Source organism: Bradyrhizobium sp. LMTR 3 (assembly GCF_001693485.1).
Classification (GTDB): domain Bacteria; phylum Pseudomonadota; class Alphaproteobacteria; order Rhizobiales; family Xanthobacteraceae; genus Bradyrhizobium.
Genome location: NZ_MAXC01000023.1, coordinates 268,056 through 287,896 on the forward strand (window position 1 = coordinate 268,056; position 19,841 = coordinate 287,896).

Sequence of the window (19,841 nt, forward strand, 5' to 3'; positions counted from 1 at the left end):
CATCTGCGCACGGTCTGCGCGCAGAAAAGAGTTTCGGTTTTGCGGAACACCCGCATTACGCCGTCTGGTCTTCGGTGGCTTCAGCCGCCTCGGATTGCTTGGCGAGTTCGGCCTCGGTGATCCAGCCGGCAATGACGCGAGCCTGCATGATCATGGCTTCCGCATCTTCGCGCGAGATCTCGTTGGCGTCGAGAATACCGGGATGCTTGGTCGGCTCGCCGCCTTCCTTGCGCTCGGTCCAGCCGACCAGATCGTCGGTGGCGCAGCCCGCCAGATCCTCGACCGTCTTGATGTCGTTTTCGCCGAACTTCACCAGCATCTTCGAGGTCACGCCGGGGACCTTCTTCATTGCATCTTCCACGCCGAGTTCCTTGCGCTTGTTTTCCAGCTCGGTTTCGAGCTGCTCCAGATATTCTCTCGCCCGGCTCTGCAGCTCGTTGGCGGTTTCCTCGTCGAAACCCTCGATGCCGGCCAATTCCTTGGCATCGACCAGCGCCAGTTCCTCGACCGAGGTGAAGCCTTCGGATGCCAGCAACTGACCCACCACTTCGTCGACGTTCAGCGCTTCCATGAAAACGCGAGTCGAGTTCTCGAAATCGGCCTGACGGCGCTCGGATTCTTCCTGCTCGGTGAGGATGTCGATATCCCAGCCGGTGAGCTGCGAAGCGAGGCGCACGTTCTGGCCGCGCCGGCCGATCGCCAGCGAGAGCTGGTTGTTGGTGTCGGGAACCACGACCTCGATCCGCTCGCGGTCCTCGTCGATCACGACCTTGGCCACTTCGGCGGGCGCCAGCGCGTTGACGACGAAGGTCGCGATGTCGGGCGACCACGGAATGATGTCGATCTTTTCGCCCTGCAGTTCGTTCACCACCGCCTGCACGCGCGAGCCGCGCATGCCGACGCAGGCGCCGACCGGATCCACCGAGGAATCCCTGGAAATCACGCCGATTTTCGCGCGCGAGCCGGGATCGCGGGCCACCGCTTTGATCTCGACGATGCCGTCATAGATTTCCGGCACTTCCTGCGCGAACAGTTTGGCCATGAACTGCGGATGGGTGCGGGAGAGGAAGATCTGCGGTCCGCGGGTTTCGCGGCGGACATCGAAGATATAGGCGCGGACGCGGTCGCCGTTGCGGAACACCTCGCGCGGCAGCATTTCGTCGCGGCGGATGATGGCTTCACCGCGGCCGAGATCGACGATCACGCTGCCATATTCGACGCGCTTGACGACGCCGTTGACGATGTCGCCGATGCGGTCCTTGAATTCCTGGTATTGCCGGTCGCGTTCGGCCTCGCGCACCTTCTGCACGATTACCTGCTTGGCGGATTGCGCGGCGATGCGGCCATATTCCAGCGGCGGCAGGGTGTCGGCGATGGTGTCGCCGACCTGGGCGCCCGGATTGGCGCGCTGCGCGTCCGCCAGCGAAATCTGGTTCGCCGAGTTCTCGACGTGATCGACCACCAGCATGTGGCGGGACAGCCGCAGTTCACCCTTCTTGGCGTCGATCTCGGCGTGAACGTCGGTCTCGCTGCCGTAACGTGCGCGAGCCGCCTTGGCGATGGCGTCTTCCATCGCGGCGATCACGATGCCGCGGTCGATCGACTTTTCGCGGGCGACCGCGTCTGCGATCTGCAGCAGCTCGAGTTTGTTGGCACTGACTGCCATGGCCTAGTCTCCTTCGGTAGGATCGATCTCGCCCCTGCGGAGTCTCTCTGCAGCGAGGCGGTGTTTCTTTGTATTCGTCGGCTCCGGCTTCTTGCCGGTCTTCGGTTTCTTGCCCTTCGCCGGGTCGCTCTTTTTTGCGTGCGGCGGAGGCGGCGGCACCAGCCCGAGATTCTGCTTCAGCTCGCGCTCGGCCTGCTTGCCGCGCCGCATCGATTCCGCAATCAACTCGTCGGTCAGAACCAGCCGGGCCTCGGAGATGTCTTCCATCACCAGGAGCACGTCGGCATCTTCGTCCGCGCGTGTGTCATCCCGATGTAGCCGCACGGCATTGCCTTCGACACCGGCCAGCGTACCACGGAAGCGCTTGCGGCCCTGATGGGCGACTGCCATTTCGATTTTCACGAGATGACCGGCGTAGCGTTCGAAATCGGAGCGGCGCACCAGCGGGCGGTCGATGCCGGGCGATGAAATCTCCAGACGGTAGGCGCGGTCGATCGGATCGGCGACGTCGAGCACGGGCGACAGCGCCCGCGAGATCGCCTCGCAATCCTCGATCTGCATCGAGCCGTCGGGCCGCTCCGCCATGATCTGGACGGTGCATCCGGCCTCGCCGGAAATCTTGATCCGAACCAGCCGGTAGCCCATTCCCTGCAAAACCGGCCCGGCAACGGCCGACACCCGCGCCGCCACGCCCGGCTCGACGACGAGACGGGGCTCGGCCAAGAGGTCGGCATCCTCGGGAACAGCAGTTGGATCGATCATGTCCAGGGTCAAAAGCGTCTTACTTGCATGGGTTTAGGCCGGGCCCAACCGGAGGTCCGGCCGGTTCCCCGAACCGCACTTGGGGCCCCGTTCTGGGCAAGGCAGGTTCAGGTAATAAAAAAGAGCGGGTCCCGGGGGGCCCACTCTCAATACGCGATCGTATGAGAACCATAAGTTGCCGCGGATATAGCGGTTTTTCCGCAATCCGACAAGGCCCGCAATCCCGTTAAGGCCGATTTTGCCAAGCTTTGAGAGCGGGGTAAAGTCTAACCCTTCATTCATGAACGCTGCCTAGATTTCCCGAAAACCAGCCAATTTTGGCCGGTTTAGGTGGGTTTATGATTGTTTCACCATCGCTGATCCCGGAACTCGACGACATTGTCAGTCGTGGCGACCCCAAGCGCCGCGCCGATGCCGCGCGTCGTATCAGCGAGCTTTTCATGCAGGGGGCGGCGAGCTTCCGCCCCGATCACGTCGATTTTTTCGACGGCGTTCTGACCAGCCTCGTTCCGCATGCCGAGATCGAGGCGCGCGCCGAACTGGCCGAGCGCTTGTCGACGCTGGCGAATGCGCCGCGTGGCCTGGTCGGCCAACTCGCCTATGAGGATGAAGTCGCCATTGCGGGCCCGTTGCTGCGCCACTCGCCGGTCATCGACGAAAAGATGCTGCTCGAAATCGCGTCCATGAAGGGCCAGGGTCATCTGCTGGCGATGGCGGAGCGGCCGACGCTTTCGGCCGATCTCACCGACGTCATGATCGCCCGCGGCGACCGCGCGGTAGTCAGGCGCGCGGCCGGCAATGCGGGCGCGGCCTTTTCATCGGAGGGCTATTCGACGCTGATCAAGCGCGCCGGTCAGGACGGCGTGCTGACGATCAGGCTCGGCCAGCGCGACGATCTGTCACCTACGCAATTGAAGGAGTTGCTCGCCGGCTCCATCGACGTCATCCGTCGCCGCCTGTTCCAGGTCGTCAAGCCCGAGCGGCAGGCCGATATCAAGCAGGCAATGACCGCTATCACGGGCCCGTCCGAACGCGAGGAGCGACGCGACTTCGTGCCGGCGCAGCGCACGGTGCTGAAACTTCATCGCGAAGGCGCACTCGGCGAAGGCGCATTGCTCAACTTTGCCAGGGCCTTCAAATACGAGGAATCGATCGCCGCGCTGTCGGCGATGACCGGCGTCAAGATCGAAACCCTCGACCGCCTGATCAGCGGCGATCGCTACGATCCGATCCTGATCGCCGGCAAAGCCATCGACCTCGAATGGGCGACGGTGCGCGCGCTGATCATCCTTCGGCTCGGTCCGAACCGGACGGCATCACCTGCCGACATCGAAAGCGCGCGCGTGAACTACGTGCGCCTGATGCCCATGACCGCCCAGCGCGTCGTCGAGTTCTGGAAGACGCGGTAACAGTCTCGCCGGCCGCCGGCGTCATTGCGCGTAGCGGCGGACTTCGTTCTAGCGGGGCTGGGCGTAGGGTGTGGCATTCATCAGCAGCACACCAAACAGAAGAACCAGATAGAGGATGGAAAACACAAACAGGCGACGAGCCGGCCGCCGTTGCTTGTCGTCGCTCCGATGTACTTGCCATGAAAGAAAAACCATGATCGCCCCAAGGATCGCCGCAGCCGCGCCGTAAATCGCTCCGGCGAATCCCAGCGCCCAAGGTAGCAGTGAGATCAGAACGAGAAAAACGCTGTAGAGAAGAATCTGGCGTCCCGTTTCCGCCCTGCCGGCTACGACCGGCAGCATCGGCACTCCGGCCCGGGTATATTCTCCGGCGAGATTGAGCGACAGTGCCCAGAAGTGGGGTGGCGTCCAAAGGAAGATGATCAGGAACAGGATGAGCGGCTCGATCCCGGCATTTCCGGCGGCAGCAACCCAGCCGATCACCGGAGGGAGTGCGCCAGCAGCACCGCCAATGACAATGTTCTGCGGCGTTCGGCGTTTGAGCCACATCGTGTAGACGACGACATAAAAGAAAATTGTGAAAGCAAGCAGCGCAGCCGCGGCCAGGTTCAGCAAAGCGCCGAGAGCCAGAACGGCGCACACGCCGAGCGTCAGTCCAAAAACCAATGCTTCCGAGCGAGATACACGGCCGCCAGGAATGGGACGCATGGCGGTACGCGCCATCACCGCGTCGATGTCGGCGTCGTACCACATATTGAGAGCGGCTGCGGCGCCAGCTCCGGCAGCTATGCAAAGAAGGGCAACGGCGCCGGCGAACGGATCGATATCGCCTGGCGCGACCATGATACCGACGAGTGCCGTAAAGACGACCAGCGACATGACGCGCGGTTTTGTCAGCGCGACATAATCTCCGACGCTGGCATACCTCCGGCGAAGGAGAATTGAACGATTGATTTGCATGAGACTGATGCCCCCTGTTGCAAGCGAACTGGCGACGCCTTGAAGCACCTCCGCGCGAAGCAAGAACGACTACGTCGGTGACGAGAAGAACAGGACCCGGATGAGGTGCGTGTAGTCGGATTCGAACACCATGATGGCTACAAATACCAACACCAGCACCGGCGGCAGCAGGATGGCATAGGCAAGCGCCAGCCGCTCCCAGGCCATGTGCATGAACACGGCGACGATCAAGCCGGCCTTCAACATCATGAACAGCAGGATCAGCGACCATCTGAGATAGCCGTGCAAGCCGAAGTAATCGACGAGATAGGAGCAGGCGCTGAGGACGAACAACCATCCCCAAACCACGAGATAAAGCTTGATCGGGTGCTGCTGCCCCTCTGCATGCGCGTGCGTGGCTCCGGCGGCGACGGCGATTGCGTCATGTTTGTGAGTGTGCAGCGAGGGTTGTTGTTGGGTTCCCAATTCTACCGCTACGTTTGTCATGCGCTGACCTCACCAAAGATAAAAGAAGGCAAAGATGAACACCCACACGAGATCGACGAAGTGCCAGTACAGGCCGGTGATTTCGACGATCTCGTAATTCCCCTTCCGGCTCGTGAAGAAGCCGCGCCGTTCGACGTCGAAGTCCCCCCGCCATACCTTTCGCGCGATCGCGATCAGGAAGATCACGCCGATCGTGACGTGAGTGCCGTGGAAGCCGGTGATCATGAAGAAGCTCGAGCCAAACTGCGCCGCGCCCCACGGGTTTTCCCAAGGCCGGACACCCTCCTGGATCAGCTTGGTCCACTCGAAAGCCTGCATCCCGACGAACGTTGCGCCGAGTGCTGCCGTAACCAGCATCAGGACTGCCGTTTTGACGCGATCGCGGCGGTAGCCGAAATTGACCGCCATCGCCATCGTTCCGCTGCTGCTGATCAAGACGAAGGTCATGATGGCGATCAGGATGAGCGGGATATGTTGCCCGCCAATCGTGAGCGCGAAGACTTCGCTCGGATTGGGCCACGGCACGGTCGTGGACATTCGCGCCGTCATGTACGAGAGCAGGAAGCAACTGAAGATGAAGGTGTCGCTCAGGAGGAAGATCCACATCATGGCCTTCCCCCAGGACACATTCTTGAAGGCGCGCTGATCCGAGGACCAGTCGGCGGCGACACCCTTCAAGCCGGCAGTCCGCACAGGCGATTGTCCAGGGGTTGTCAGCGCAGTCTCTGCCATCTGGGTCCTCCCTAGCTGAGCAACCGGCGACAGATGTCGACGAAATCGTCCGTCCAGCCCGTCAGCAAACCAAGCACGACGAGCCAGACCAACAGCAGGAAATGCCAGTAGATGACACAGAGCTCCACGCTCAGGCGTAGCTGGGGCATCTCAGCGCCACGCCACACCTTGGCGGTAGTTCTCCCCAGGGCTACCAGACCGCCCGTCAGATGGAGTCCGTGCGCCGCGGTGATCATATAGAAGAAGGAGTTGGCAGGATTGGATGCCACGAAATACCCCGCGGCGCTTAGCTGTCGCCACGCCAGCAACTGCCCGATCAGGAATATGATGGCGGATGCTCCCCCGGCGCAGATGCCGAAGATTACGCCGTCCATGTTGTTCCGTTGCGCGGATACGTATGCCCATTGCATCGCGACACTGCTCAGAACCAGGACGCCGGTGTTGAACCAGAGCAGTGCCGGCACAGGCAGAGCCCGCCAGTCCACCATGTCCATGCGCATGGAGTAGGCGCTGATGAAGAGCGCGAACAACGAGGTAGCGACAGCGAGAAACACTCCCAATCCGAGCTTCGCCGCCGGCACGGTCATCGCTCCGGTGCCCGGGAAGTCATCGATCGAACCTTCTTCCAGCCAGGGCTTGGCCGTCAGCCGTTGCTGCGACAGCCACCATCCGACGATGACCGCAATCACCGCCATGAACAGGACGATGGCACTCACGTCGCGGCTCCCTGGATGGCCCGTGTCGTCGGCGGCTGGTTCTGCGGAATGAAATCTTCCTTGGCGCCTGGCACGCTGTAGTCATACGCCCAGCGATAGACCACCGGCAGCTCCTTGCCCCAGTTGCCGTGTCCGGGCGGCGTCTCCGGCGTCTGCCATTCCAGTGTTGTTGCCCGCCACGGATTGCCGCCGGAAGGCCTGCCCTTGAAATAGCTCCAGACCAGATTGAACAGGAACACCATCTGGGCGAGGCCCACGATCAGCGCCACCACGCTCATGAAGGCATTCAGTGTATGCACGGATGGCGTGATGAACGCCGCTTCGCCGATGTCGTGATACCGGCGCGGCACCCCGAGCAGTCCAAGGTAGTGCATGGGAAAGAAGATCAGGTAGGCGCCGAGGAATGTGACCCAGAAATGAAACTTGCCCATCCAGTCATCCAGCATCCGGCCCGTTACCTTGGGGTACCAATGATAGATTGCTCCCAGCACGACCATGATGGGCGCCACGCCCATCACCATGTGGAAATGCGCGACAACGAACATGGTATCCGAAAGCGGGACATCCACGACGACGTTGCCGAGGAAGAGGCCGGTGAGCCCGCCGTTCACGAAGGTTATGATAAAGCCCAGCGCGAACAGCATCGGCACCGTGAGATGAATGTCGCCGCGCCACAGGGTTAGCACCCAGTTGTAGACCTTGATGGCGGTGGGGATGGCGATGATGAGCGTCGTCGTGGCGAAGAAGAACCCGAAGTGCGGGTGCATGCCGCTCACATACATGTGGTGCGCCCACACGATAAAGCTGAGTGCGCCGATCGCCACAATGGCCCAAACCATCATGCGATAGCCGAAGATGTTCTTTCGCGCATGCGTGCTGATCAGATCGGAAACGATGCCGAAGGCGGGCAGGGCGACGATATAGACTTCGGGATGACCGAAGAACCAGAACAGGTGCTGGAACAGGATTGGGCTGCCGCCGCCATACTTCATCTGCTGCCCCATCTCGACGAGTGCGGGCATGAAGAAGCTGGTTCCGAGGAGACGGTCGAACAGCATCATGACGGAGGCGACGAACAGCGCCGGGAAGGCCAATAGCGCCATGATGGTGGCCGTGAAGATGCCCCAGACTGTCAAGGGCAACCGCATCAGCGTCATGCCGCGGGTGCGCGCCTGCAGCACCGTCACCACGTAGTTCAACCCACCCATGGTGAAGCCGATGATGAACAGGATCAGCGAGGACAGCATGAGAATGATGCCCCAATCCTGCCCGGGGGTGCCGGACAGAATTGCCTGCGGTGGGTATAGCGTCCAGCCGGCGCCGGTGGGCCCGCCGGGTACGAAGAAGGTCGAAGCCAACACGATGACGGCGAGCAGGTAGACCCAGTAGCTCAGCATGTTCACATAGGGGAAGACCATGTCGCGGGCGCCGACCATCAGCGGGATCAGGTAGTTGCCAAAGCCTCCCAGGAACAAGGCCGTAAGCAGGTAGATCACCATGATCATGCCGTGCATGGTGATGAACTGGAGATACTGGCTTGCATCGATAAAGGAAAATGTGCCCGGAAATCCCAATTGCAGGCGCATCAGCCACGACAGCACCAGCGCCACCAGGCCGATTGCCGTCGCCGTCAGCGAGTATTGGATGGCGATGACTTTGGCGTCCTGCGAAAAGACGTACTGCGTCCACCAGCTTTTGGGATGATAGAGTTCAACCTCTGCCACTTCGGCAGGCGGAACGTCGACGGTTGCTTCATATGGAACATCGACCATAGAAATACCTCCTCGGTCGTTTCCGTCGGGGGTGAAGACTAGGGTCTCACGCGCCCGATCTATCTTCGTAGCGGCCTACTTGCCGCCTGATCTGTATGTCGCCTTCGTAACGGCGCTTCGGCCTGACAATTCCGCAAACGTCTTCTGTTGCTCTAGCCAGGCGTGATAGTCGCTTTCTTCCTCGACGATGACCTTGGCCCGCATCTGCGCGTGCGCTGCGCCGCACAACTCGGCGCACAGCACATCAAACGTCCCGGTTCGGATCGGAGTCATCCAGAAGTAGGTGACCATGCCGGGCACCATATCCATCTTGGCCCGGAATTCTGGCACATAGAAATCGTGCAGCACATCGACTGAGCGGAGCAAAACCTTGACCGGCTTTCCGACCGGGAGGTGCATCTCGCCACTTTCGATCACGACGTCGTCTTGCCCGTGCGGGTCGTCGCGATTCAGGCCCATCGGGTTCTCGGGACTGATGTGGCGGACATCGGTCGTGCCCATCCGGCCATCCTTCCCCGGCAGGCGGAAGGCCCATTGCCACTGCTGGCCCATGACCTCGATCTCGGTAGCGTTCGCCGGAACCGTGATGAACTGCTGCCAGACAAACAGCCCAGGCGCCAGCATGGCTCCGACGCCGATGGCCGTACCGATGCTGAGCCACCACTCGAGCTTCTTGTTCTCCGGATTGTAGTGGGCCTGTCTTCCTTCCTTGTGATGGAAACGGAAGACGCAATACGCCATGAAAGCGATCACCGCGAAGAAAACCGCCCCAGTGATCCAGAAGGTGATGTTGATCGTGTCGTCAATGTAGCGCCAGTTCGTGGCGATCGGCGTCCACCACCACGGGCTGTAGATGTGAAACAGCACCGAGCCGACTGCGACCAGAAGCAATATGATAGCAACAACCATCCCTCATCCCTCCTTGCCACTCAAGGCAACGGAGACGAATCAAAGGGCGGAGCACGCATCTGTCTTGATGGCTGACTTCACATGCGCCATCGCAGTGCGTCTTGCCTCGCCCACTTTGACCGGTCGCGACATCCAAACGTGGCACCGAGCACACGTTACGACCGATTACCGTCAAGTCTGGGGCGTCAGAAATGAGGATGGTACGCGTCGGGGCTGGCGTCAATAGATCACTTCAGCAGATCACTTCAGCGTCGGAGCGCTGCGCGTATGCAGCCAGCACAATCGTTTGACATGACGCAATGCACCAAATGACCATGAACGTGCACAGTTCACCGAACCGTGAGCGCTGTCGGAATTCCATAGCGCTAAGTTGTTAAGGAGGTCGCGACAAGTTGGTCCGGCTAAGCTCCTTTCGATGCATTTGGGTTTGCCGTACCGGGCTCGACCGCGACTCTCGCACATCAGGGGCGGAGACGCGCATGTTGCGGCGCGTCGTTACGACCGCCGCGACTTTGAGCACGGGAGGGTGCGTCCATGGCCACTGTGTATTCCGACAACATCTCAAGAGCTGCACGGCACGTGTTCGGCGACGCCGCCACATATCCCGTTCGCAAAATCAAGCTGTCCGACCTGGGCGAGGCGCTGCGCCTCGGCTGGGAAGACTTCAGTGCAATGCCAAGTCACGCGATCGTCCTGTGCGTGATTTATCCGGTTCTCGGAATTGCCGTGTTCAGGATGGTTCTTGGCTATTCGGTACTGCCGCTGCTGTTTCCGCTGGCAGCCGGGTTTGCCCTGATCGGACCCTTTGCCGCGATTGGTCTCTACGAGCTCAGCCGCCGCCGCGAGCGCGGCGAGGAAGTTGGCGCATGGGATGCGCTTTCCGTGCTGCGCGCTCCGGCTTTCGGCGCCATGATCGAACTCGGCGTGCTTCTGCTCGTTCTGTTCGGGGCCTGGATCGGCGTAGCGAACGCTATCTACGTCTCAATCTTCGGCCACGCACCGGCTGCCAGCATCCCCGATTTTGCAACGCGCGTCCTGACGACGCCGGACGGATGGTCGCTCATCATCGTCGGTTGCGGCGTTGGTTTTCTGTTCGCCGTTGTGGCGCTCTGCGTCAGTGTCGTGTCGTTTCCGTTGATGCTCGACCGGCATGCGACCGCGATCGACGCCATCCGCACGTCGTTGCGGGCTGTGTTGATGAATCCGGTTGCTATGGCCGGGTGGGGGCTGATCGTCGCGGCGCTGCTGGTGATCGGTTCGCTACCGCTCTTCGTCGGTCTGGCCGTCGTTCTGCCGGTGCTCGGTCACGCCACTTGGCACCTATACCGGAAAATGGTGGAGCCGAATCCCAACCCTCCACAGGAAGAACCGCATCTGCGGAAAGGACACCGTTACGCCGCGGATTTCCCGGCCAATCTCTTCCCGTGGAGCCGCGAGCGTTAGCGCGTAACGATGAAATGGAACCGGGGGATCGACCTGCCGAGTTCGTGTCTACGGCCAAATCGGTTTGACCGGCGTCGCTGCCTTGGCGCCGTTCATTGCTGCATGCGGCTCTGGTTACCGGGGGCTAAAAATTGGCCCCCGACACCAACAGAGCTCCACCGAGGGCCATAAGGAGAATGCCCGGCCAATTCTCGCCGAGCCCCAGGAATCGCACGCTACGCTGTGGCGGCTCCAAAGTCTGGCGAACCGGTCCGGCGGAATCCCGGCCGCTAAGCGGTCCCCGCCAAATAGTGGTGCGCGCCATATACAGGAGTCCGCCGATAACGAGGAGCGCGCCAAGTCCCATCAGGAACATTACCGCCTCTCAATTCGTCGCCCCGCAAGGGGTGGACTCAAGCATCCAGGCTCAAAAAGGTTCCCCCGCTAGTCGACCCGCCGAAACCGCAGATACGCCGCCACTCTTCCCTCGCGTTCGGCTTTGCGGCCGTAGCGCGTCATGGTGTAGCCGTCCCAGGGCTTTTGCCAGTCGGCGGCGCGCTCGGCGGTCCAGACAAAATCCGGCGAGCGCATCAGATGCGCCAGCGTCCAGGCACAGTAGTCGTCGATGTCGCTGACGAAACGGAATTCGCCGCCGCCTTTCAGGATGCGCGCCATCGCCTTCACCGTTGCGTCCTGCACGAAGCGCCGCTTCCAGTGCCGCCGCTTCGGCCAGGGGTCGGGATGGATCAGGTCGACCCGCGTCAGCGACCGCGGCGGCAGCCAGGCCAGCAATTCCGCGGCGTCGCCGGCATAGAGCCTGATATTGCCGATGTTGTGCGCCTCGATCTGCGTCAGGATCTTGGCCATGCCGTTGACATAAGGCTCGCAGCCGATGAATCCGATGTTCGGATAGGCCTGCGCTTCCGCGATCAGATGTTCGCCGCCGCCGAATCCGATCTCGAGCCTGACATCCGTAGATCGGCCATCGAACAGATCGGTAAGCCGCTCCGGCGCAGGCGTCGTAATGTCGAGCGCGAGATGCGGCAGCAGTTTGTCGATCAGGTCGGCCTGGTGGATGCGGAGCTTGTGGCCCTTGCGGCGGCCGAAGAACGAGCCACGCGCATGCGTAGCCGCGCCGTCATCGGGCGGGGTGCCGCAATCTTCCGTATCGTTCGGGGCGGTCATCATCGCAGCGTCTGATAGAGACGGTACAACAGCCGCGCCCTCGGCTCGATCGAGGAGATGTACATCTGCTCGTAATGGGTATGCGCGCCCTGGCCGTCGACGCCGAGGCCGTCGAGGGTCGCGGTATGCGGCGCGGTGAAATTGCCGTCGGAGCCGCCGCCGGTCGAGGTGTCGACCAGATCGAAGCCGATCTCCGCCGCAATCGTCCTGGCGTGCTCGTAGAGCGCCGCGCCGGCATTGCTTTTTTCGTATGGCGGTCGATTCAACTCGCCGATGACTCTGACGCTGACGCCCTCGGTGCGCGATTTCAGATTGAGGATTTTTGACGCGAGCTCGTCGGCATCCGACATCGTCGGTACGCGCAAATCGACCTCGGCATAGGCCTCTTCCGCGATCACGTTCGGCCTGGTGCCGCCGCGGACAACGCCGACATTGACGGTGATACCGCGCGCAAGATCGTTCATCGCCTCGAGCGTCTGGATGACATTGCCGAGTTCGCGGATGGCGCTGCGGCCGTCCTCCGGTCTGGTACCGGCATGCGAGGGCACGCCCCTGATGAAAACCTCGAACCGCCCGACGCCCTTGCGTCCGGTGACGATCTTGCCGCCGTCGCGCGCCGGTTCGGTGACCAGCACATATTTCGCCTTGCGTCCCTCGGCCTCGATCAGTGCGCGCGAGGTCGGGCTGCCGATCTCTTCATCGGAGACATAGAGCTGCGTGATGCCGAGCGGCGGCCGCGCACCATCGGCGCAGACTTGCCGAAACGCATGGTAGGCGAGATAGGCGCCGCCCTTCATGTCGTAGATGCCCGGGCCGAATGCGCTGTCGCCTTCAATCCGGAATGGCAGGCGCTCGATGAAGCCAAGTGGATGCACCGTATCGAGATGGCTCAGCACCAGGATGCCCGGTGCGTCCTGCCCCCATGACGAGCGCGCCACCAGGTGATCGCCGCAGCCAAAATGCCCGGCGATCCGCTCTACCGTCGCGGGCAGGCCGCGATAGCCTTCAGCGACGAGGTCGGCGAGCTTGTTGACGTGCTCGGGTGCTTCGGTGGGGCTCTCGATTTCGACCCAGCGGCGAATGCCCTCGAGGATCGGGGCGGAATCGAACGGATTGGTTGTCGTCATGTCGTATCCGATACGGGGTCATGCCCCGATGCGCAATTGCACATCGTGGACCCGCGCCAATGCGGGCGCGAAATGACGGCATATTCCGGAATACGAAATTCTCAAACCGGGTGTGGGATGAAAGTCAGCGCGGGTCCGGGCCGTCGCGCGACGCGATCTGCTCGACCAATTCGACGATGGAGCGGCGCATTTTGGAATCGGTGATGCGCGTGAACGCGCGCGTCAGCGCCAGACCCTCCGACGTCGCGAGGAAATCGGACACGTAGGCCGGAGAGGCACCGTCGCCAAACCCGTCCGTATTCGCTATGCCGCTCGGCCCGCCATCGAACAGAAACGACACCGGCACCTGCAAAATCTCGGAAATCTGCTGCAGGCGGCTGGCGCCGACCCGGTTGGTGCCTTTTTCGTATTTCTGAACCTGCTGGAACGTGAGGCCGAGCGCTTCGCCGAGCTTTTCCTGACTCATGCCCAGCATGATGCGGCGCATCCGGACGCGGCTGCCGACATATTTGTCGACCGGATTGGGCGCTTTGGTGGACATCTGCATCACTCCTAGGATTGCGCGCCGGGAATGAGGCAGTGGAAATTCGCAGTGGAAATTCTATGCCTCAGGCGCGCCGGTACCGTCATATCCTGCTCGGAGGATCGGGTAGAATTGCGGACGATCTGAGCAACGGAAGTGACTGGTTGTCGTTTTTAGCTTGCAAGCGCAGAAAGCGAATCGCAGGCTGTCTGTCAACTGGTGGAACCGCGCACGCAGCGTTTTTAGTAAACCAGTGACAACTCGGTATGTGTAAATCTCAGGCAGCGTGCTTCGCAACGCGGCGTCTGACGACGACCAACAAGGCTGCGGCCACAATCACGGTCGCCGGGATATCTCCAAGGCGAGCATAAACCGTCGGCGACAGCGCGAACGGCAGGCCGGCATCCAGCACGCCTTCGATGCCGAGGCCGAGCTGCGCCACAATTCGCCCCGAGGGATCGATCACCGCCGAGATGCCGGTGTTGGCGGCGCGCACCATCGGCAGACCTTCCTCGATCGCACGCAGCCGCGCCTGCTGCAGGTGCTGGTAGGGGCCCGTCGAATTTCCAAACCAGCCGTCATTGGTCAGGTTAACGATCCAGCCGGGGCGGTCGTCACGCGCTGCAACATTTCCGGGAAAAATCGCCTCATAACAGATCAACGGTAGCGCGCGCGGCACATTCGGTATTTCCATCGCGCGGCGCCGCGTGCCCGGAATGAAGCCGCCGTGGACTTTTGTAAGCTGCACGAAGCCGAGCTTCTCCATCCATTCCTGAAACGGCAGATACTCGCCGAACGGCACCAGATGCAGCTTGTCGTAGACCGACAGCACGCCGCCGTCATGGTCGATCACATAGATCGAGTTATAGGCACGGGAGACGCGCACGCCGGGCGGGGTGTCCGGAGCGCGCACCGAGCCGGTCATCAGCACCGTGCCCTTGGGCAGGAGCTCGGCGATCTGTGCCATCGCGTCGGCTTCGCGCGTCAGGAAAAACGGGAAAGCCGATTCCGGCCAAATCAGGATCTGCACGTCTCGCACGCCGGTGGACTGCGGGCCTGAAGCGCGGTCGGACAAAGCAAGGTATTTCTGCATCACCTCCGCTTTGGCGCCATAGTTGAATTTGACGTCCTGCTGCAGGTTCGGCTGCATGATACGTAGCTTGACCTTGGTCAGGGCCGTCGGCTGCAGCGACAGCCGCACGGCGCCGTATACTCCCATCGCCGCGAGCAGCAAGAGTGCCGCCACCGGCGCGATCCAGGGCCTGCGGCCGCGCGATGAACCGTCGATCAGCGCCGCCGGGCTGGCAAAGATCGCAACGCTGAGGAAGGTCATGCCCCACAGCCCGATCAGCGACGCCGCCTGCGCCAGCGCCAAGGGCTCCGACAGCGCGTAGCCGAAGGCATTCCAGGGAAATCCCGATAGCACATAGCCGCGCAGCCATTCGCTGACCGTGAGCCCGATCGCGAGCGCCAGAACCCGCGACGCATCCCGCGTCCAGATCAGCCGCGCCAGCGCGAAGCCGAGCGCCGGAAACAAGGCGAGATAGGCCGGCAGGCCGAGCACCGCGAACGGCATCAGCCAGGCAAAGGTCGGCGCGTCGACCAGGAAGGCGTTGCCGATCCAGTAGAGCCCGGGCACGAAATAGCCGAGCCCGAACCAGAAGCCTGCCATCGCCGCCGCCGGCACCCCGCGCCATTTTCCCGCCGCCGCGCCGTCGATCAGCCAGACCACGACCGGAAACGTCACAAACAGCACCGGCCAGGCGTTGAACGGCGCCATCGAAAGAGCCGACATGGCGCCGGCGACGAGCGCGATCGCTGCGCGCTTCCAGCCCCAGGCCAGGATGATCGAAAGTCCCGCGACGCGGAATTTGCTGGTTGAGATCACTGCGAGCCGGCTCCATCGCCGGAAGCCGGCGGCGTGTTGTCATTGGTCGGCGCCGTGCTGGTGTCGGGCGCGGCCTCGCGGCGGCTTCGCTCGCGCGTCGCGCGCGGCGCGGGGCGTTCTTTCCGGATCCCGATCCGCAGCCGCTTGACCCGCCGCGGATCGGCATCGAGCACCTCGATCTCGAAATTGCCCGGACCGGCAATGACCTCGCCGCGCACGGGCAGCCGGCCGACCTGGGACACCAGATAGCCGCCGAGGGTGGCGACTTCCTCGCTCGCCTCGCCAGTCACGAATTCCTCGCCGATCATCTTGCGCGCATCCTCGAGGCTGGCGCGGGCATCCGCGATGAAGGCGTTATCTCCCTGGCGGACGATCGATGGCGGCTCGTCGCTGTCGTGCTCGTCGTCGATTTCGCCGACGATCTGCTCGACGATGTCCTCGATCGAGACCAGCCCGTCGGTGCCGCCATATTCGTCCACCACCAGCGCCAGGTGGATGCGCGAGGCCTGCATCTGCGCCAGCAAATCGATCGCCCGCATCGACGGCGGCACGTAGAGGAGCTTGCGGATGATGTTGGCCTCCGCCAGCGGCATCGCGAGGTCGACCGCGCGCAGGTCGAGCCCCGCCGGGAACGGCTTCTTGCGCTTGGGCTTGGTGGTATCGCCGACGCGCGCCTTCGCGGTCATGAACGCCAGCAGGTCACGGATGTGAACGATGCCTTCGGGGTCATCGAGGGTTTCGTTGTAGACCACGAGCCGCGAATGCGCCGCGCTCTCGAACAGGCCCATTAATTCGCCGAGCGGAATATCTCGCTTGACAGCGACGATGTCAGCGCGATGCACCATCACGTCGGCAATGCGCCGCTCGTTGAGACCGAGGATGTTGCGCAGCATGGTGCGCTCGATGGCGGAGAAGCCGGCATCGTCAGGGGTGGAAGTATCGAGCACGACCTGAAGATCGGCGCGCACCGATCCCGCGCTCCAGCCGAACAGCGTGCGGATCGCCCGTATCAACCAACTCTCGGCGGTCGGACGCAGAACCTCGCCTTCCTGCACCACCACCGGCAGGTTGCGCGTGTTGCGCGGGTTGTCCTGTATCGGGTCGGAGTCCGGCATTTCAGTCCATCCGCTCCCGGCCTGCATAGGGGTCGGGAATGCCGAGCTGCGCGAGAATCTCCCGTTCGAGACCCTCCATGGCCTCGGCGTCGTCGTCCTTCTCGTGGTCGTATCCGATCAAATGCAGGAACCCGTGGACCGCAAGATGGCTGAGGTGATGATCGAACGGCTTTTCTTCCTCATCGGCCTCTTTCCGGGTGGTCTCATAGGCGATGGCGATATCGCCGAGCATGCGCGGCGCGTCCGCAGGCGCGCCCGCGGCCGGCTGCAGCGCCGGAAACGACAGCACGTTGGTGGGCTTATCGATGCCGCGCCAGTTGCTGTTCAGCGTGCGGATTCCGGCATCGTCGGTCAGCATGACCGCAAGTTCCGTATCGCCGACGCCGGCATCGGCGATTTCGGCCGCCGCATTGATGGCGCGATGGATCACCGCCTCGGCCTCCGGCTCGGTCTGCCAGCAGTCGGCGACGACGAGCACTTCGGTGAGGGGAAGGACGGAAGACACGAGCGTTCCAGCGGTTTGCATTGCAATGTTGGGGTTGCGGCCCCGGCCTGCCGGCGGCAGGCGCGGGCGCGAAGAGTTTTCTGTCAAGATTTTCCGGTTGCCGGTTTCTGCGGCAATCCCTCATAGGCGGCGACGATCCGCGCCACCAGTTCATGGCGGATGACGTCTTCCGCGGTGAATTTCACCTGCGCAATGCCTTCGACGTTGTCGAGCAGCTTGCAGGCTTCGGCAAGCCCCGAAGCCTGACCGTTCGGCAGGTCGACTTGCGATGGATCGCCGGTGACGATCATCCGGCTGTTCTCGCCGAGCCGGGTCAAGAACATCTTCATCTGCATCGACGTGGTGTTCTGCGCTTCGTCGAGGATGATTACGGCATTGGTCAGAGTGCGGCCGCGCATGAAGGCCAGCGGCGCGATCTCGATTTCTCCGCCCTGCAATGCACGTTCCACCACTCGCGCGTCCATCAGGTCGTACAGCGCGTCGTAGATCGGCCTCAAGTAAGGATCGACCTTTTCGCGGAGATCGCCCGGCAGGAAGCCGAGCCGCTCGCCGGCCTCGACCGCAGGCCGCGACAGGATGATGCGATCGACTTCCTTGCGTTCGAACAATTGCGCGGCATGCGCCACCGCAAGCCAGGTCTTGCCGGTGCCGGCCGGGCCGATGCCGAACACCAATTCGTGGCGTTTCAGCGCGCGGATGTAGGAATCCTGCGCCGCGGTGCGGGCGCGCACCGGACGCTTGCGCAGGTTGATGGTCTCGAACGAGGGTTTGGCGGTCTTGGCGTCGAACTCGAACAGCGAGCCCTGCGCGAGGACGGCTCGGATCGCGCCCTCGACTTCGCCCTGCGAGAGGTCGTGGCCTTGCACGGCCTGTGAATAGAGCGTCTCCAGCACGCGCCGCGCGGCGTCGCAGCCGTCACGCGAGCCGGCGATGGTGATGTGGTTGCCGCGGGAATCGACCACAACGTTGAGCCGCCGCTCGACCAGCGCCAGGTTCTGGCCGTAAGGGCCGACGAGGGCGGAAGCAGCGCGGTTGTCGTCGAAATCGATGACGACCTGGGTCTCGGGCGGAATTTGCATGTCGCGATCAAATTTGCGGCTGGGAGCGAGCGAAGATGAATCCGATGCGCTTTTTGGCAAGGGTTCAGGCTCCCCGAATTTCTTGAGAAGGTCTGGTCATGTCTGAAAGCATTGAGGATCCGGGCTGCGTGGAGCGGCCAGCGAGTTCGCCGAGCAGGCTGTACCGCTCCAGGCTGTCGATCCTGACCGGCAGCACCTGTCCGATGATGTCGGGCGAGGCAAACACATGCGCGGGCTGAAGATAGGCGGTGCGGCCGACGATCTGGCCGGGATTGCGGGCCGCGCGTTCGAACAGCACATCGACGGTGTTGCCAATCATGGCCCTGTTGAAGGCCGATTGCTGACTGTCGATCAATTCCTGGAGCCGCACCAATCGCTCGTCCATTTCAGCCGCTGACACCGTCTCCCGCATGTCCGCCGCCGGCGTGCCGGGCCGCGGCGAATATTTAAACGAATAAGCCGCAGCGTACCCGATTTGCGTGACAAGCGCGAGGGTCGCGGCAAATTCTCCCTCGGTTTCGCCCGGAAAACCAACGATAAAATCCGATGAAAATGCAATATCTTGGCGTGCTGAGCGAAAACGGTCGATGACGCGGCGGTAGTCATCGGCGGTATGCCTGCGGTTCATGGCGGCAAGAATCCGGTCGGAGCCGGACTGCACCGGAAGATGGACGAATGGCATCAGGCCTGCGAGATCGCGATGCGCTGCGATGAGCGAATCGTCGACGTCGCGGGGGTGGCTGGTCGAATAGCGCAGCCGCACGATGCCCTCGATTTCCGCCAGGCGATGCAACAGTCTGCCGAGCGGCCAGGTCCGGCCATCGGGGCCCTCGCCGTGATAGGCGTTGACGTTCTGCCCGATCAGGGTGATCTCGCGCACCCCGTTATCGGCCAGCCGCTTCACATCGTCGACGACCTTTGCGACCGGGCGCGAGACTTCCGCGCCGCGCGTATAGGGCACCACGCAGAAGGTGCAGAACTTGTCGCAACCTTCCTGCACGGTGACGAAAGCGGAGATTCCGCGCGCGCGGATCGCATCCGGTTTTGGGGCGGGGAGAAAACCGAATTTGTCCTCGACCGGAAATTCGGTTTCCAGCACGCGACCTTCGCTCTTCGCGCGCGCCAGTAGCTGCGGCAAGTGGTGGTAGCTTTGCGGCCCGACCACGACGTCAACCGTCGGCGCGCGGCGGATGATCTCTTCGCCCTCGGCTTGCGCGACGCAGCCGGCAACCGCAATGCGCATCTCGCGCCCGTTGCGTGCCGCCTCGTCCTTGGCGACGCGCAGCCGGCCGAGTTCGGAGTAGACCTTTTCGGACGCCTTTTCCCTGATGTGGCAAGTGTTGAGGATCACCAGATCCGCATTGTCAGCGCTTTCAGTCTCGACAAAGCCCTCGCCCGCCAGCGTATCCACCATGCGCTGTGCATCGTAGACGTTCATCTGGCAGCCATAGGACTTGATGTGCAGCTTGCGCGGCGGCTTCATGGAACCCGGGGTGCTGGTGGAAATAGCGCCATGGCGGCGACTGCGGCTCAAATATAGCCTAAGTGGCCAAAAAGCCAGTGTTTAGGCCCGTCATTCCGGGGG

18 protein-coding genes are annotated in these 19,841 nt (G+C 62.4%); 2 read left to right on the forward strand and 16 right to left on the reverse strand.

Going from position 1 to position 19,841, the window contains the following annotated elements:
- Positions 1-55 precede the first annotated feature (55 nt).
- On the reverse strand, positions 56-1,666 hold the full coding sequence (nusA, locus tag LMTR3_RS18340; RefSeq protein WP_065746438.1) for a transcription termination factor NusA: 1,611 nt from the start codon (positions 1,664-1,666) through the stop codon (positions 56-58).
- 3 nt (positions 1,667-1,669) lie between these two features.
- Complete coding sequence (gene rimP, locus LMTR3_RS18345) at positions 1,670-2,428, reverse strand: ribosome maturation factor RimP (protein ID WP_065746439.1); 759 nt, start codon at positions 2,426-2,428, stop codon at positions 1,670-1,672.
- Positions 2,429-2,766: 338 nt separating this feature from the next.
- Here rimP and LMTR3_RS18350 point away from each other — a divergent pair, with 338 nt between their 5' ends.
- Positions 2,767-3,837, forward strand: coding sequence for a DUF2336 domain-containing protein (locus tag LMTR3_RS18350; protein ID WP_065746440.1), 1,071 nt, complete (start codon positions 2,767-2,769; stop codon positions 3,835-3,837).
- Positions 3,838-3,885: 48 nt separating this feature from the next.
- Here LMTR3_RS18350 and LMTR3_RS18355 read toward each other — a convergent pair whose 3' ends face one another.
- From LMTR3_RS18355 to LMTR3_RS18380, 6 genes are all read right to left on the reverse strand, one after another.
- The gene (locus LMTR3_RS18355) at positions 3,886-4,797 is read right to left on the reverse strand and encodes a heme o synthase (protein ID WP_065746441.1); all 912 of its coding nucleotides are present in this window, start codon (positions 4,795-4,797) and stop codon (positions 3,886-3,888) included.
- Between the two features lie 69 nt (positions 4,798-4,866).
- A complete protein-coding gene (locus LMTR3_RS18360; protein WP_065746442.1) occupies positions 4,867-5,283 on the reverse strand; it encodes a cytochrome C oxidase subunit IV family protein in 417 nt (138 codons plus the stop codon).
- A gap of 9 nt (positions 5,284-5,292) precedes the next feature.
- Positions 5,293-6,015 carry a heme-copper oxidase subunit III family protein gene (locus LMTR3_RS18365; RefSeq protein ID WP_065746443.1) on the reverse strand — a complete coding sequence of 241 codons (723 nt, stop codon included), beginning with the start codon at positions 6,013-6,015 and terminating at the stop codon, positions 5,293-5,295.
- 11 nt (positions 6,016-6,026) lie between these two features.
- Positions 6,027-6,731: a cytochrome c oxidase subunit 3 gene (locus tag LMTR3_RS18370; RefSeq protein WP_065746444.1), complete on the reverse strand. Its 705-nt coding sequence runs from the start codon at positions 6,729-6,731 to the stop codon at positions 6,027-6,029.
- Positions 6,728-8,503 (reverse strand): cbb3-type cytochrome c oxidase subunit I, encoded by a 1,776-nt coding sequence (locus tag LMTR3_RS18375; RefSeq protein WP_065746445.1) that lies wholly within the window; start codon positions 8,501-8,503, stop codon positions 6,728-6,730. Before LMTR3_RS18375 ends, LMTR3_RS18370 begins: the two co-directional genes overlap by 4 nt.
- Before the next feature lie 75 nt (positions 8,504-8,578).
- Positions 8,579-9,412 carry a cytochrome c oxidase subunit II gene (locus tag LMTR3_RS18380; protein ID WP_065746446.1) on the reverse strand — a complete coding sequence of 278 codons (834 nt, stop codon included), beginning with the start codon at positions 9,410-9,412 and terminating at the stop codon, positions 8,579-8,581.
- 534 nt (positions 9,413-9,946) lie between these two features.
- Between LMTR3_RS18380 and LMTR3_RS18385 the strand changes: the two genes are divergently transcribed.
- Positions 9,947-10,855 carry a DUF2189 domain-containing protein gene (locus LMTR3_RS18385; protein WP_065746447.1) on the forward strand — a complete coding sequence of 303 codons (909 nt, stop codon included), beginning with the start codon at positions 9,947-9,949 and terminating at the stop codon, positions 10,853-10,855.
- Positions 10,856-11,278: 423 nt separating this feature from the next.
- On the opposite strand, the gene trmB is transcribed toward LMTR3_RS18385, so the two are convergent.
- The 8 genes from trmB to miaB form a co-directional block, all read right to left on the reverse strand.
- Positions 11,279-12,022 carry a tRNA (guanosine(46)-N7)-methyltransferase TrmB gene (trmB, locus tag LMTR3_RS18395; RefSeq protein ID WP_065746449.1) on the reverse strand — a complete coding sequence of 248 codons (744 nt, stop codon included), beginning with the start codon at positions 12,020-12,022 and terminating at the stop codon, positions 11,279-11,281.
- The gene (locus tag LMTR3_RS18400) at positions 12,019-13,146 is read right to left on the reverse strand and encodes a M20 family metallopeptidase (RefSeq protein WP_065746450.1); all 1,128 of its coding nucleotides are present in this window, start codon (positions 13,144-13,146) and stop codon (positions 12,019-12,021) included. Before LMTR3_RS18400 ends, trmB begins: the two co-directional genes overlap by 4 nt.
- A 124-nt stretch (positions 13,147-13,270) precedes the next feature.
- Positions 13,271-13,687, reverse strand: a complete 417-nt coding sequence (locus LMTR3_RS18405) for a helix-turn-helix domain-containing protein (protein WP_065746758.1) — start codon at positions 13,685-13,687, stop codon at positions 13,271-13,273.
- Positions 13,688-13,946: 259 nt separating this feature from the next.
- Entirely contained in the window at positions 13,947-15,557 is a 1,611-nt protein-coding gene (gene lnt / locus LMTR3_RS18410) for an apolipoprotein N-acyltransferase (protein WP_065746451.1), read from the reverse strand.
- Positions 15,554-16,672 carry a hemolysin family protein gene (locus LMTR3_RS18415; RefSeq protein WP_065746759.1) on the reverse strand — a complete coding sequence of 373 codons (1,119 nt, stop codon included), beginning with the start codon at positions 16,670-16,672 and terminating at the stop codon, positions 15,554-15,556. Before LMTR3_RS18415 ends, lnt begins: the two co-directional genes overlap by 4 nt.
- A 1-nt stretch (position 16,673) precedes the next feature.
- Positions 16,674-17,198 (reverse strand): rRNA maturation RNase YbeY, encoded by a 525-nt coding sequence (gene ybeY / locus LMTR3_RS18420; RefSeq protein ID WP_065746452.1) that lies wholly within the window; start codon positions 17,196-17,198, stop codon positions 16,674-16,676.
- 62 nt (positions 17,199-17,260) lie between these two features.
- The gene (locus tag LMTR3_RS18425; RefSeq protein WP_065746453.1) at positions 17,261-18,316 is read right to left on the reverse strand and encodes a PhoH family protein; all 1,056 of its coding nucleotides are present in this window, start codon (positions 18,314-18,316) and stop codon (positions 17,261-17,263) included.
- 4 nt (positions 18,317-18,320) lie between these two features.
- Positions 18,321-19,739 carry a tRNA (N6-isopentenyl adenosine(37)-C2)-methylthiotransferase MiaB gene (gene miaB / locus LMTR3_RS18430; protein WP_065746454.1) on the reverse strand — a complete coding sequence of 473 codons (1,419 nt, stop codon included), beginning with the start codon at positions 19,737-19,739 and terminating at the stop codon, positions 18,321-18,323.
- Positions 19,740-19,841: the final 102 nt, after the last annotated feature.